Source organism: Ramlibacter montanisoli (assembly GCF_013087525.1).
GTDB lineage: Bacteria > Pseudomonadota > Gammaproteobacteria > Burkholderiales > Burkholderiaceae_C > Ramlibacter > Ramlibacter montanisoli.
In genome coordinates this window covers 662,339-674,941 of sequence record NZ_JABFCS010000001.1, presented here as the reverse complement: position 1 = coordinate 674,941, position 12,603 = coordinate 662,339, and the positions used below count along the sequence as shown (strand labels likewise).

The window sequence follows — 12,603 nt, the reverse complement described above, 5'->3', positions numbered from 1 at the left end:
GCGTTCGCGCCGCCCACGGCCGGCGCGCCTAGGCGACCGCGCCGAACAACGCACCGACCCCATAGGTGAGCGCCATGGCCAGCGCTCCCCAGAAGCCCACGCGCGACGCACCGGCGGCCGCCGGCGCGAGCCCGGCCACTCCCAGCGGCACGACGGCGCCCGCCGTGAACGCGGCGGCCGACGCGAAAGCGGCCTGCACGGGACGCGCCCGCGTCGCGTGGGAGATGCCGAGTTCGTCGCGCACGTGCGCCCCGAGGGCGTCCTTGGCCATGAGCTGCTCCGCCACCCGGGCGGCAAGATCGCGGTCGAGGCCGCGGGCGACGTAGATGGCCGCCAGCTCCTGCTGTTCGGCCGCGGGCTGGGCCAGCAGTTCCTGCTGCTCGCGGCGCTGGTCCGATTTCTCGGTGTCAGACTGCGAGCTCACGGAGACGTACTCGCCGGCGGCCATCGACATGGCGCCCGCCACGGTGCCCGCGAGGCCGGCCATCATGACTGCGGCCGGCGCGGCGCCGCCCGCCGCCACGCCCAGCACCAGGCTGGCGGTGGACACGATCCCGTCGTTGGCGCCGAGGACAGCAGCTCGCAGCCATCCGATGCGGTCGGACCGGTGGAGTTCTCCGTGGCGCATGGGCGGCTATGCGTGAAGCCTGGTGGCGCGCGGACGGGGCAGGACCGCCTCCCGCGGCGCCTCAGTCCCCGTCGCGCCGGCTGCGGGAGAGCGCCATGACCAGCACGGCCACGGCGGCTCCGACGGCGGCGGCGATCAGGGTCGACTGCAAGGGCTCCCTGGCCACGTGGCGGCGCGCCGACCTTGCGTACTTCCCGAGCTGGCGCTGCGCCCCGGCGGCCGCTTCGCTCACGGACTCCGCGCCAGTGCGCGCCAGGTCGCCGGCGCTGCCGCCCAGGTCACGCGCTGCCTCACGGATCTTGCCGGCCGCCTCGGTGGCGTATTGCCTGCTGCGCTCGAGCGCTTCGGTCGCCGCCTTGGACGGGCGGGAGTCGGTCGGGCCGGCGCTCATGAACGCTCCGGGGTCTTGACGGCCTGCTGGACGTCACCAAAGGCCTTCTGCATCTTGCCTGCCGCCTGTTTTCCCAGGCCCCTGGCCTGCTGCCGCGTGCTGCCGATGGCCTTGCCGGCTTGCTCCTGCACCTTGCCGGCGGCCTCCTTCACGGCACCTTTCACCTGGTTCCTGTTCATCGCAACCTCCCTGGAGTGAGAACGGACGGGACGCCGGCCGAGTTGCCGCGACCAGCTGCTGCGGAAAATGTCCCCCAGGCCCACGCGCGTGTCTGTACGCGGGCGTACTTAACGCGCACCGTGAAAGCGCTGGGGTTCCTTCGTCACCCCAGCCTACGGGAACCCGGAACCCGTGGGCTGGCGGTGAGCAAAGCGAACCCCAGCTTGCAGCTCAGTGCGCCGGCGGCCAGGCCCGCGACGTCGCCTGGCTCAAGGCCACCAGGTCCGCCATCACCCGCGAGTCCTCGCAGGCCAGCTGCCACAGCTTGCGGTCTTCCTCGCGCGCGTGGCGACGCTCCTGCCAGTGGGCCAGGGCGTGCTGCACGCCGCCCGCCGCCTTGAAGGCGACCGAGCCGACGGCGGCCAGGACCGACAGCACGCCACCCACGGCGGTGGCAGTGCCGATGTGCGGGACGTGGAAAGTTTGTTCGAGGTGGGCAACGCGTGCCATGGTGGGACTCCTTTTGTCTTGCCCCCATGGTCGCCCTGCAAGACAAGGGGCCGGCTGACGTACATCAGCCGTCCCCGGCAACGCAATTGACGCAGATCAGGAGCGGCGCGAATCGGCCGCCAGCCGTAGGACAGGAGCGACGAGCGAACGGGCCCATGCCCGTGTGCCGTCGCCCTTTCCCGGCCTCATGCTTTCTGCTGACACACCAAAGGCCCCCATGATGAATCCCTGGACCAGCAAGAACCCTTTCATGAGCATGTGGCTCAGTGCCTTCAACCGGTCGGCCGGCATGGCACGCGGCAAGGCGACGTCGGCGGCGAGGCGGCAGGTCGCCACGGCGCAAGCCAATTCCTTGCAGCAGTTCCTGGACCTGTGGACGCTGCAGCCCGCCAGGATCCCCTCGACGCCGCGCAAGAAGGCGCGACGCTGAAGCACCGCCGCTAGCGCACCACGCCCTTGTCATGCAGCCGGCCGTATTCGGCAGCCGGCATGCCCAGAAGCTCCTGCAGCACCTGCTCGGTGTGCTCGCCCAGCCGCGGCGCCGGCTGCGCGGGAATGCGCCCGCGCGCCGAGAAGTCCAGCGGGATGCCGGCCGCGATCGTCTCGCCCACGCCCGGCTGCGTGATGGCGCTGAACATGGGGTTGGCCGGAGAGCACTCCGGGTCGTCGCGCACCAGCTGTTCGACGGTCTGGTAGCGGTCCCAGCACACACCCAGGCGGTCGAACACCTGCTGCAGGTCGGCGAAGCTGCGCCTGGAAATGCGCGCAGCGGCGATCTCGCCCAGCTCCTTGCGCACGCGGAAGCGATTGCCTTCCTGATTCAGGTCCAGGCCTGTGCGCGCTGCCAGCGCGTCCACTTCCGCCTGCATGTCCAGCGATTCGCAGATCGTGCGCCACTGCTTGTGCGTCAGGCCCACCAGCATGATGCGCTGCCCGTCTGCCGTGACGAAGTCGCGCCCGAACGCTCCGAACAGCTCGTTGCCGTGCCGCTGGCGCGGCTGGCCGCGGCGCGCTTCCTCGATGAAGCCCAGGTGGTTCATCACGGCCAGGCCCACGTCCTGCAGCGCGAGCTTCACATGCTGGCCCTCGCCCGTCAGGCGCCGGTGCCGCTCCGCCGCCAGCAGGCCCACGGCGACCATCTGCCCGGTGACCAGGTCCCAGGCGGGCAGCACGTGGTTGACGGGTTCCTCGCTGCCCGGATCGCCGGTGAACATAGTCACGCCGACGCGCGCATTCACCGTGTAGTCCACCGCGGAGCCGCCATGCCGGTCGCCCATCAGCGTGAGCTGGATCAGGTCGGCGCGGCGCGCGCGCAGCTTGTCGTGGTCCAGCCAGCCGCGCGGCGGGAAGTTGGTGAGGAACAGGCCCGCGTCCTCGCCCGGTGCCGTGACCAGCGCCATCGCGAGCTCGCGCCCTTCCGGCGAGGAAAGATCGAGCGCCACCGAGCGCTTGGACTTGTTCAGGCCGCACCAGAACAGGCTGGTGTTGTCCTCGGTGACGGGCCAGCGGCGGTAGTCGAGGCCGCCGCCCAGCGTGTCGATGCGGATCACGTCGGCGCCCATCTGCGCCAGGGTCATGCCGCCCAGGGGCGCCGCGACGAAGGCCGCGGCTTCCACCACGCGCATGCCGGAAAGGATGCCGTTGCTCTTGCTCATGCCGCGCTCGCTTCCAGGCCGAGGGCGCGTTCCAGCAGGCTGCGCGCCACCACCTTCAGCGCGAGCGTCTCCTCGGCGCCCTCGAAGATCGACAGCACGCGCGCATCGACGTAGTAGCGGCTGACCGCCGACTCCTCCGCGTAGCCCATGCCGCCGTGCAGCTGCAGCGCCTCGCGCGTGACCAGCTCCGCCGAGCGGCAGGCCAGCAACTTCACCAGGCTGGACTCCATGCGCCCTTCCCCCTGTCGACGAGACCAGCCACCTTGCAGGCGAGCTGCCGGCACGCCGCCAGCCGCGAGCCCATGCGAGCGAGCTTGGCGCGCGTGAGCGGATAGTCGGCCAGCGCCTGCCCGAACACCTTGCGGTCCTCGCTGTAGCGGATGGCCGAACGCAGCGCCGCGCGCATCACGCCGCAAGCGCGCGCGGCGGTCTGCATGCGCCCGCCCACCATGCCGGCCATCGTGTAGTAGAAGCCCTTGCCCAGGCCGCCCTCGCCGCCCACCAGGTTGGCATCGGGCACGAAGAAGTTCTCGAAGGACAGGTCGAAGGAATGCATGCCGCGGTAGCCGATGGTGGGAATCGCGCGGCCCGTGAGCGTGCCGCCCGCGTCCTGCCGCACCGTGAAGTCGTGGCCGTCGAAGGAAGGCTTCTCCACCAGCAGCAGGCTCAGGCCCTTGTGGCCCAGCGAGCGATCGGGATCGGTGCGCGCCACCACCATCAGCACGCCCGCCTTGCCGGCGAAGGTGCACCAGGTCTTGGCGCCGGTGAGCCGCCAGCCCCGGCGCGCGCGTGGCGCGCAGAGACAGGCCGGCGACGTCGGAGCCGTAGTCCGGCTCGGTGATGGCGATCGCGCACAGCGGATCGCCCACTGCCAGCTTGGGCAGCCAATGCGCCTGCTGCTCGCGCGTGCCGCCCGCCAGCAGCGCGCGCGTGAGGATCTCGGGCCGCGTGATCAGGCTGCCGGCCGCGGCCAGCGAGCCTTCGGACAGGGCCTCGGTCACCAGCACCATCAGCAGCGAGTCCTCGTGCTCGTCGGGCGCGCTGCCGCCGTACTGCTCCGGCACCGACAGGCCGAACACGCCCATCTCGCGCAGCGGCTGCAGCAGCGACTCGGGCACGGTGAGGTTCTCGCGGTGGATCTGCTCGGCCAGCGGCGCGACCACTTCCTCGGAAAAGCGGCGGAAGGAGTCCTGCGCCATGGCATGCGGCTCGTCGAGCGGGACCACGCCGACCTCGCCTTGCGCGGCGGCAACGGCGCGGCCGGCCGCGTCGAGGGCTTGCGAGCAGGCGGCGGATTGGCGCAGGGACTCCCAGGTGGCGTCGTCGCGCAGGGTGCGCAGCGGGGCGAGCGGCAGGCCCAGGTCCAGGTAGAGGGACTCGAGGCGGGACAGGACGGCGACACCGGCGTCGGCGGCGAACAGCAGCGCGAGCTGGGTGTCGAGGGCGGGACTGCCGGCACGCAGCGTGGCGATCGCGTTCTCGGCGGCCAGCAGGTCGGCGGCGGCCCAGGCGAGCTCGAAGGAAGCGACCTGTTCCGCGTCGAGCTTGCGGCCACTGAGCTTGCCGTTGGCGCTGCAGCGCTCGGCGAGGGAGGCGGCGGCGGTGTCGAAGGCGGCGCGGAGGGCGGCGAGGCTGCGACGGGCAGCCGCCAGTGGTCGGTCGGGGGTGTCTTGCATGGCGTCTCCTGGGGAGATTTTGCGCCAGCGGGCGGGGCCCCTTCGCGGCCACGGGGAGCGGTCGGCTGCGAGGTTTGGGGATCTTGTTATTCGCGGCGAGCTGTCGCCTACTTCCGGTTGGAGCGTCTTAGGGGGCGTGCCTACGGCGAGCTGACCTCGGAAAACGCCAAGGCAGGTGGCTGATGTTATTCCGCAGAAATGCGGGGTTTGGGATGGTTTTAGGAAGAGGAAGCGGTAGGCGGGACGGCGGGTAGTTGCTATAAATCGAGTGGTTGCGAAGGGAACTGGAGGCGGATTGTGAAGAGGATCGACGGGTGTTATGCGGCGGGGTCGCGGTCTAAATCAAGTTATGCGGCATGAAGACAGTTCTCGCCTTCTTTCGGAGCTGGCTGGGGCTCTTGTACCTTCTCGTGTATTTCGTGATTCCGATCTACTTGGTCGCGATCTACCCAGAGGTCCCGGACCCTGCGCTGCGGTTCATGCGCGGCTCCAACTATGGCGTGGTCGCCACCTCACCCTCCGAAACGGCGTTCTGGTACAGGTTCTTCGCTTGCGGCGGCTGGGTGCTGCTGGGACTTATTCTTTGTTCGTACGAGATCCGGAAGCTTGGCCGAGACGCTGCGGAGCGGGAGAAAAGGCGTGAGGAGCGGCGACAAGAGCGAAGGGCGCGAAGGCATAAGCGCCGTGCCGCATAACAGGTCGTTCGACACGGACGTACTATCGGCGGGCGTTGCCCGCCTACTGTTCGCCGGTCAACTCCAACGTTAGGCAGCATGGGCCACGCACTGTTTTATGTTTCCATTGCCCTCGGGCTCGCGACGTTCGTGGGGCAGGTCGTCGGCTGGCAAAGGTCAACCGGCTCATGGCGGCAGTCTCTAGTTCGCTTCCTAGTCTTCCTTGGATGGGGCGCGCTACTGCTGTTCGGAACTTTTGCATATGTCATGTTCCACTACTGTGAACACAACTGCACCGGCGCGTTGAACCCGATGGCTTTGCCAATATTCGCGTTCATTGTGGGTCTGAACCTTGGCGTGCTGAGGTGGGCGTTGCGCGGCAGTTCGGAGGTCCCATGAGCAAGCTGCCTAACAAGTCGTTCGACGCGGACACGCAGCGGCATTGCGCCGCAAGGCGTGCTGGTAAGCGTACGCCTCGCGGCGCAATGCCGCTGCGAGCCGGTCAACTCCGACGTTAGAGCTCACTTGAACATGGTCGCCAACTCAGAGCCCGTCGTCTCGTACTTCGGCTACTGGCCGGAATTCGCAGACGGAACGGTGCTGCGATTCCTCTTCGAATCACCTGGCACCATCTCACTCAGCGTCAGGTATGGAGACGCAATGACTGGCCGCTCTGGCGAGGTCGATCTGCGCTTCGAGCGGGTGACCCGGGCTGAGCTCGACGAACTGCGAGAGCAGAATGTCCTTGACGCTCTGGTTCTCACCGATGGCTCTCCCATGGAGGTACGCTTGGAGGCCGCTTATGGGCTCCACGGCTCATTCGCGTGCGAATCCGCGGCTGTCGTGGATTTCCGGAGAGTCGCTCGATGAGCTTTAACAGGTCGTTCGACACGGACGCCCAGCGGCGGACCTTCGCTTCGCTCCGGACCTCTCCGCAGGTCGCCGGTCAACTCCGCCGTTAGACCGCTAGATGGACCTCCAGCCTCTACTGCCGGAACTTGTGCCCAAGGCGATTGCTTGGGCGAAGATCCAGTCCGAGCACATCCGAAGCACGGGCTACTCCTTGAACGAGAAGGGCTTCGCGATCGCCCGTCAGGTTGGTGTTCTTAGTCCGGAATTGGTCCGCGTCAGGTACGTTTCACAGTTACCGGTGCCCGACGACCCCGAACTCCGAAAGGTCGCCTTGGGTACAGGCCTTCTCGGTCCGGGTATGGTCGGTTTAACTTTGGGTCATGGCATCTTCGTCGTAGACGGCTATGGGGACGTAAGGCTAATGTCCCATGAACTGCGTCACGTACAGCAGTACGAGGCGTTCGGAAGCATCGAGGCGTTCATGCCTGTCTACCTGGCGCAGATCGCCTCGGTCGGCTATCGTGACGCTCCTCTCGAACAGGACGCTCGGGCACATGAAGTACTGAGCGACCGGGCGGATAGGTGACAAGAATCCCCCTCGGATGGGTTACACGCGTCGTTTAAGTTTACTAAGGCTGTCTTCGATTCTGAGTAGCCTTTCGTGGAAGCGGCCGATTCGCATCGGACCGAAGTAGACGTCCCATAGTCCATCGGCCATTTCTTCAAATCCGATGTACTCGCCCACCAGCACGCTGGTCACATTGACCCAGTGCTGGCGCCATCGAACACCTCCGTTTCCGCTGACCAATCGCACTTCGAATCTGTCGGGGTAGTCTGGTTCGAGCAGCTTGTCCGGCATGCTGCGATTGGAAGGCTGGTACCAGCTCGCCGGTGGCGTCATGTCCAGCGCTTCGTGAGGGCGTCGTCATTGAATTCGCCGCGGAAGTGATCGAACTTTCTCTGCTGGCCGGCCAGGCTGTACGCCGGCGGCATCGTGGTCTCGTCCTTGAGCGTCTTGTGCATGCGCTCATGGCGGCCGTTTTGCTGCGGTTTGCCCGGCTCGATCAGCTCGGGCAGTACGCCCAGCTTGATCCACCATACCGACAGCCGGCTCAATCGGCCTAAGCTCGCTGCGGCGAACGGCACGCCGTTGTCTGTTCGGATTCGCGCTGGCAGCCCGTATTCCTTGAACAGCCTCGCGAACACGCGCTTGCTGTCGTCGTGCACCGTTCCGTTGAGTCCACGCACCTCCAAGAGGTAGCGGCTGTAGTTGTCGGTCACAGTCAGGGGTAGCAGTACTGGCCGTTGCCCAGCCGAAACTGGCCCTTGAAGTCGGCGCTCCAGCAGTCGTTCGGGCGGGCAATTTCCTGCGTCGGCCGACCTGGATGGCCGTAAGGACGCCGACGAACCCGCGCTCGCACCAGCCCATTGCGCTTGAGGATGTCGCACACCGTCGACTCGTGTGGCAGCAGCCACTGCGGCTGCTTCTGGCCCACCTCATAAAGCAGCTTGGCCGGGCCCCAGGTCGGGTGCCGGTGCCTGGCGGCAATCAGCGCCTGTTCGATCTCCGGTCTGGTGCGGTTGTGCACCACCGCAGGCGCATGGCTGCGGTCCTCCAGGCCCTGCACCCCTTCGAGCCTGAATCGCTCGATCCACTTGTAGCCGGTCTTGCGGCTGATGCCATACTTGGCGCAGAGTTCGCTTACCGAGTACCGCCGATCCAGCAGATCGTCAATGAACTTCTTTCTCTCACCCATTGCAGTGGCCTCACTCCATGGCATAGGGATCCTCCAGTCCGGATCCCATGGTCCATCGGTGTGTTACCCATCCGCCCCGAGGAAAGTGTCACCTATCCGCCCCGGTCGTACCCCTATGCCCGCTAACAGGTCGTTCGACGCGGACACGCAGCGGCATTGCGCCGCGAGGCGTGTCGGCAAGGGTACGCCCCGCGGCGCAATGCCACTGCGTGCCGGTCAACTCCGACGTTAGACCTCACGTGAGCCGTGCGCAGTTCGTCCTGGCATTTCTTGTATCGGCGCTTGTTGCCTTACTGCCGTTGGGGCTGGTAGCGTGGATGACGTCTGGCTCTTGGTCGCCGAACCGCGTGCGCTTTCAAGACCTCGCTCTTGTGCTTCCGATGTTTGTTGCTGCGAAGCTTGGGATTGGCCGCGGTCCGGGTTTGGTCGCATGCTTTCTCACCTATTGGGTCGTTGCCTTTGCGTTTCTGGCGTGGTACATCCGAAGCAAACGCCTTGAGCTTAGGGGAGGCAGTTGACGGGGATGAGGTCTAACAAGTCGATCGACACGGACGTCCTAGCGGCGGGCGTTGCCCGCCTACTGTCCGCCGGTCATCTCCGACGTTAGACCTCACCTTCCACTCCGCGCCGGTCGAAGCTAAGAGCGACCACGCCTACTCTGCGCTCTGGATTACATTACGGTGAGAGAGCAGCGGGGGATTACATGCCAAACGGAGACGAAAAGATCTGTTCGAGTGTGCGCGAGGCGCTGACGAAGAACGGTGTATTGGACGGCGAGCAAGAGATTCAACACGCCACGAAGTTCATGGCAAAGTCCGGCGGAAACAAAGCGGGACTAGCTGTCTACAACTCAGGAAAGATGCATGTAGATGGCCCTGATTCCGACCTGAAGAAATGGCTGCTCGGACTCAAGGCAGCAATCGAGGCTGGTAACGCTGCGCCGGGAATACTTCTCCCCGCCGAGATCGAGAAGTTCCCTCAGACGCTTCAGGAGCGTGTGCCTGCATGCGACGGCGTTGTACTCTGGTTCTTTCAAGAGGCGCTTCGTTGCTACAAGGCGGGCAGTCCTGCCGGAGCGGCATTCATGCTCGGCGCTGCGAGCGAGAAGGCCATACTGATTTTGATCGAGGCGTACGGTAGCAGCATCAAAGACCAGAAGCACCGAGAGGCGTTCTTTTCCCGCGTGAACAACCGCATGGTCTCGACAAAGTACGACGAATTCAAGAAGTCGTACAAGTCAGCCAAGACCAAGCCGAAAGAGATGCCGCTCGCCCAAGACCTCGATCAACTGCTTGAGGGTGCGTTCAACTTCTATCGGCACACGCGCAACCTGGTCGGTCATCCTCAGATCGTGCCTGATTTGGACAAGGGCATCATTTTGGCGAATCTGGGACAGTTCATCGTTTACGTCGAGCGCATCTACGCATTGATGGAGTTCTACGGTAAGAGCGGCGTAGAGATTTGACGGAAGCGGCTGCTCGGAGGTGGATGGACTGACATCCCGCCGAGGCGCGCGTTCTGACGTTCTCAAAATGATCGGTTAGGTACTTCCGGGTTCTTCCGTGTAAAGGTACTCTTGCAGGATGGCCAGACCAAAAATCCAGATTCAGGACCTTGACGCGCGGCACCCAGGCCTCACCGCGGGCGTAGCACTCGGGTTTTCGCGAGGCGGCCGAGGTCTGCTTGGATAGGCATCACTCGCCGCCTACTGATCTAGTCGTGGATCGTGGGACGTTGATCGAGGCGATCGCAGAGTGGGGGCGCCCGACGAACGGACCAAACACGCTTGGGCAAACGAAATCGACGCTACCGAGGCGGGGGCCTACTGCGTTGCGCTCGCAGCAATTGAGGTCACCGACGATCTCGTGGCGATCAGAAGGGCGGAGACACATACGGGAGCCGACTACTACGTCGCGCCGAGGGGTACTTCGCTTGGTGATTTGGAGGACGCGTTGCGCCTGGAGGTCTCGGGCATCGACGAAGCTACTCCGGGATCACTAAAAGCACGGCTGCGCCAAAAGCTAGAGCAAACCGGCCGCGGGCGTAGCAACCTGCCAGCGATCGCAGCTGTGGTCGCCTTCTCTCCGCCGCACGTCGCAATTGCGGACGCTGTACCAAAATGAGCTGGCTTACGTTCCACGCAGCTAGCGAGGAAGCGGCAAGCTGCAGCCCATGCGGCTCGTCGCCGAGGTGATGAGGCGGCGGCCGCGCGGTTGTTTGGCGACGCCGCCAAGGCAGAAATGCAGGCCCTTCAGCAGATCACCATGTCCGAGAAGCCGCGGACTTTTGGCGTCACGGCTGTAAGCGCTGCAGCGCTTCTGTACAAGGCAGAACAGACGCTGGAGGCCGAGCAGTTTGCTCACTCGATGCTCAGTCGTTCGGGACTGCCCGGATTCGCCGTCGATCAGCTGCGTGAGATTCTTCAGTCGATTTGGAATGAGCAAGCGCAAGCGTCGGCGGGCGTCAGGTTTGTACCGGGCCAAGTAACGGTGTCCGTGGACGGGGAGAGGTAGTGAAGGGCGGCGCGCCACTCGACTTAGTCGTTGAGCGTGTGCAGACGATCCAGTCCATCTTCTACAGGACGGCAGAATTTCTTAAAAACCTTCCCCTCCGCCGCAGGGGGCCGGCCACGAAGCCAATTCAAGATCTCTGTCGCCCTTGGCTGTTCCAAAGCGTTCCTGGCAGCTATCAGTTCACAGTTGCGATTCAGGGACCAGCGCAGGGCGACATGTTTGTAGAGGGGGAGCCAGAACCTAGATTGGTCGCCTCAACGTTCATGGCGATTCTTGAGGGCGCAGCTAACGAGCCCGAGGCGAATCTTCCGAAAATCGTCCCCGATCCCGACTACCGCGCAACATTCTTGAAGCTGGCGCGGAACCTCGCGCCGACTGGTCGTTCCTTTTCTCATCTGGAAATCCGCTCATCGAGTGCGCGTGCGCCGGTGGTCTTGACCCAGGAGTCGCGCAAGTCGATGACCACGGCGATTCGAGGGGCCTCGTCTGAGCCGGCTCAGGCAGCGCAGGCGAGCGAAGTTGCACTCAAAGGAATTCTCCGGGCCGTTCACCTAGAGAAAGATTGGATTGAGGTATTTGTTGATGACACTCTGGTAAGGGTGTCGGGGGTTGGCGAGACTGTTGACGATGTCATTGGGCCGATGGTCAACCACCAGGTTGTAGTTCATGTGACGCGAAACTCAAAGGGCGACTACGGGTTCCGAGACATTGAAGTCGAAGAAGGTGCCAGTGAGGCCTAACAAGTCGTTAGACGCGGACACGGAGCTTGCCTCGCTTTCGTTGACACTCTTACCTAACGGAGAGAGTGCTCAATGGCTAAGACAATCGGGCCAGTAAAGATCAAGAAGTACAGCCTGGAATTCAAGCTCAAGGCGGTGCATCTGAGCGACCAGCCGGGGTGCTGATCAAGGATGTGGCGCAGTCGCTGTGCATCCATCCTTTCATGCTTTCCAGGTGGCGCAAGCAGGTCAGAGACGGCGAGCTGGTGGGCGACCCACCACCGCTGGAGCCGCAGGAAGCCGCGGAACTGCAAAGGCTTCGCGACGTGGAGCGCCAGTTCAAGCGCCTTCAGATGGAGCACGACCTGCTAAAAAAGCTATCCGGTTTGCCTCCGAACGAAAGGTGAAGTCTTCGCCTTCATCGAGGCAAACCGGCAAGCCTTCCCGGTCCAAGTGATGTGCAAACTGCACGGCGTGACGCGTGCGGGCTTCTGACGGCGAAGAAACCGCGCGCTTGATCAACGGTCCTGCCAGTGCCCAGGCCGGCGCCGCTGATGGGCGACGGCCAGCACGATCACCTCCGTGCCTGCCACCTCATAGTGAATCGTGTAGGGAAAGCGCCGGAGGATGTAGTAGCGGACCGCCTCCGAATCCGCGGGCCACATCAGCGGATCCTCGGCGAGGCTATCGATTGCGGTGATCACTTCGACACGGAATGCGTCCGCCGCGAAGGAGCTGCGTTCGAAGTACCAGTGAAAGGCTTCCTCGATCTCTTCTTCCGCTAACGGCAGAAGCGAAACCCGGAAGCTCATTACAGAGCGCTCAAGCGCGCCTTCGCGTCGGCCCAGGCAATGGGCTGCACGGAGCCGTCGCGGAGAGCTTGCGCGGCGCTTCCGCACTTCGTCCCGCCAAGCTTCCGAGATCGAGGGATCTGCGCTACCCTCCAGACTATCGAGCAACGCGACGACGAGAGCCGAGCGCTCTTCGTCCGGAAGCTCCAGAGCTTCGTGCAGAAGGTGATCTACGCGAGCGTTCATGCAGGAAAGTCTAGCACTCGCCATACGAGTCG

Annotated in this window: 16 protein-coding genes and 2 pseudogenes; 6 read left to right on the top strand and 12 right to left on the bottom strand. The window is 64.6% G+C overall.

Features of this window, described 5'->3' with window-relative positions; translation table 11 throughout:
* Window positions 1-28: 28 nt before the first annotated feature.
* The 4 genes from HK415_RS03540 to HK415_RS03525 all read right to left on the bottom strand — a co-directional run bounded on the left by HK415_RS03540 (window position 29) and on the right by HK415_RS03525 (window position 1,688).
* Window positions 29-628 (bottom strand): VIT1/CCC1 transporter family protein, encoded by a 600-nt coding sequence (locus tag HK415_RS03540; RefSeq protein WP_171556799.1) that lies wholly within the window; start codon window positions 626-628, stop codon window positions 29-31.
* Between the two features lie 61 nt (window positions 629-689).
* Window positions 690-1,019, bottom strand: coding sequence for a hypothetical protein (locus HK415_RS03535; RefSeq protein WP_171556798.1), 330 nt, complete (start codon window positions 1,017-1,019; stop codon window positions 690-692).
* Window positions 1,016-1,198 carry a CsbD family protein gene (locus HK415_RS03530; protein WP_171556797.1) on the bottom strand — a complete coding sequence of 61 codons (183 nt, stop codon included), beginning with the start codon at window positions 1,196-1,198 and terminating at the stop codon, window positions 1,016-1,018. The genes HK415_RS03535 and HK415_RS03530 overlap by 4 nt, the downstream gene beginning before the upstream one ends.
* A gap of 211 nt (window positions 1,199-1,409) precedes the next feature.
* Window positions 1,410-1,688 carry a hypothetical protein gene (locus HK415_RS03525; RefSeq protein WP_171556796.1) on the bottom strand — a complete coding sequence of 93 codons (279 nt, stop codon included), beginning with the start codon at window positions 1,686-1,688 and terminating at the stop codon, window positions 1,410-1,412.
* Window positions 1,689-1,905: 217 nt separating this feature from the next.
* Here HK415_RS03525 and HK415_RS03520 point away from each other — a divergent pair, with 217 nt between their 5' ends.
* The gene (locus tag HK415_RS03520; RefSeq protein ID WP_171556285.1) at window positions 1,906-2,118 is read left to right on the top strand and encodes a hypothetical protein; all 213 of its coding nucleotides are present in this window, start codon (window positions 1,906-1,908) and stop codon (window positions 2,116-2,118) included.
* A 10-nt stretch (window positions 2,119-2,128) separates the two neighbouring features.
* Here the strand turns inward: HK415_RS03520 and HK415_RS03515 are convergent, their stop codons facing one another.
* From HK415_RS03515 to HK415_RS24450, 3 genes and pseudogenes are all read right to left on the bottom strand, one after another.
* Window positions 2,129-3,343, bottom strand: a complete 1,215-nt coding sequence (locus HK415_RS03515) for a CoA transferase (protein ID WP_171556795.1) — start codon at window positions 3,341-3,343, stop codon at window positions 2,129-2,131.
* Window positions 3,340-4,205 (bottom strand): annotated as a pseudogene (locus tag HK415_RS24455) (acyl-CoA dehydrogenase family protein). The gene HK415_RS03515 and the pseudogene HK415_RS24455 overlap by 4 nt, the downstream one beginning before the upstream one ends.
* Before the next feature lie 61 nt (window positions 4,206-4,266).
* A pseudogene (locus HK415_RS24450) lies at window positions 4,267-4,542 on the bottom strand (acyl-CoA dehydrogenase family protein); the annotation flags it as partial.
* Between the two features lie 1,250 nt (window positions 4,543-5,792).
* On the opposite strand from HK415_RS24450, the gene HK415_RS03505 reads away from it, so the two are divergent.
* Together HK415_RS03505 and HK415_RS03495 are read left to right on the top strand one after the other, a co-directional pair.
* Window positions 5,793-6,092, top strand: coding sequence for a hypothetical protein (locus HK415_RS03505; protein WP_171556794.1), 300 nt, complete (start codon window positions 5,793-5,795; stop codon window positions 6,090-6,092).
* A gap of 571 nt (window positions 6,093-6,663) precedes the next feature.
* Window positions 6,664-7,131, top strand: coding sequence for a hypothetical protein (locus HK415_RS03495; RefSeq protein ID WP_171556792.1), 468 nt, complete (start codon window positions 6,664-6,666; stop codon window positions 7,129-7,131).
* A 21-nt stretch (window positions 7,132-7,152) separates the two neighbouring features.
* On the opposite strand, the gene HK415_RS23770 is transcribed toward HK415_RS03495, so the two are convergent.
* The 3 genes from HK415_RS23770 to HK415_RS23760 are packed head-to-tail and all read right to left on the bottom strand — an operon-like array spanning window position 7,153 to window position 8,302.
* On the bottom strand, window positions 7,153-7,446 hold the full coding sequence (locus HK415_RS23770) for a hypothetical protein (RefSeq protein ID WP_216369726.1): 294 nt from the start codon (window positions 7,444-7,446) through the stop codon (window positions 7,153-7,155).
* Window positions 7,443-7,826: an integrase core domain-containing protein gene (locus HK415_RS26125; RefSeq protein WP_216369725.1), complete on the bottom strand. Its 384-nt coding sequence runs from the start codon at window positions 7,824-7,826 to the stop codon at window positions 7,443-7,445. The genes HK415_RS23770 and HK415_RS26125 overlap by 4 nt, the downstream gene beginning before the upstream one ends.
* A 2-nt stretch (window positions 7,827-7,828) precedes the next feature.
* The gene (locus HK415_RS23760) at window positions 7,829-8,302 is read right to left on the bottom strand and encodes a helix-turn-helix domain-containing protein (protein ID WP_216369724.1); all 474 of its coding nucleotides are present in this window, start codon (window positions 8,300-8,302) and stop codon (window positions 7,829-7,831) included.
* A 703-nt stretch (window positions 8,303-9,005) separates the two neighbouring features.
* On the opposite strand from HK415_RS23760, the gene HK415_RS03485 reads away from it, so the two are divergent.
* Window positions 9,006-9,767 carry a hypothetical protein gene (locus HK415_RS03485; protein WP_171556791.1) on the top strand — a complete coding sequence of 254 codons (762 nt, stop codon included), beginning with the start codon at window positions 9,006-9,008 and terminating at the stop codon, window positions 9,765-9,767.
* 679 nt (window positions 9,768-10,446) lie between these two features.
* On the opposite strand, the gene HK415_RS24440 is transcribed toward HK415_RS03485, so the two are convergent.
* Window positions 10,447-10,665 (bottom strand): hypothetical protein, encoded by a 219-nt coding sequence (locus HK415_RS24440; RefSeq protein ID WP_253261755.1) that lies wholly within the window; start codon window positions 10,663-10,665, stop codon window positions 10,447-10,449.
* Window positions 10,666-10,814: 149 nt separating this feature from the next.
* Here HK415_RS24440 and HK415_RS03480 point away from each other — a divergent pair, with 149 nt between their 5' ends.
* Window positions 10,815-11,555 carry a hypothetical protein gene (locus HK415_RS03480; protein ID WP_253261754.1) on the top strand — a complete coding sequence of 247 codons (741 nt, stop codon included), beginning with the start codon at window positions 10,815-10,817 and terminating at the stop codon, window positions 11,553-11,555.
* A 158-nt stretch (window positions 11,556-11,713) separates the two neighbouring features.
* Entirely contained in the window at window positions 11,714-11,941 is a 228-nt protein-coding gene (locus HK415_RS03475) for a transposase (RefSeq protein ID WP_171556790.1), read from the top strand.
* Between the two features lie 111 nt (window positions 11,942-12,052).
* Here the strand turns inward: HK415_RS03475 and HK415_RS03470 are convergent, their stop codons facing one another.
* Complete coding sequence (locus HK415_RS03470; RefSeq protein ID WP_171556789.1) at window positions 12,053-12,571, bottom strand: type II toxin-antitoxin system RelE/ParE family toxin; 519 nt, start codon at window positions 12,569-12,571, stop codon at window positions 12,053-12,055.
* Between the last annotated feature and the right edge of the window lie 32 nt (window positions 12,572-12,603).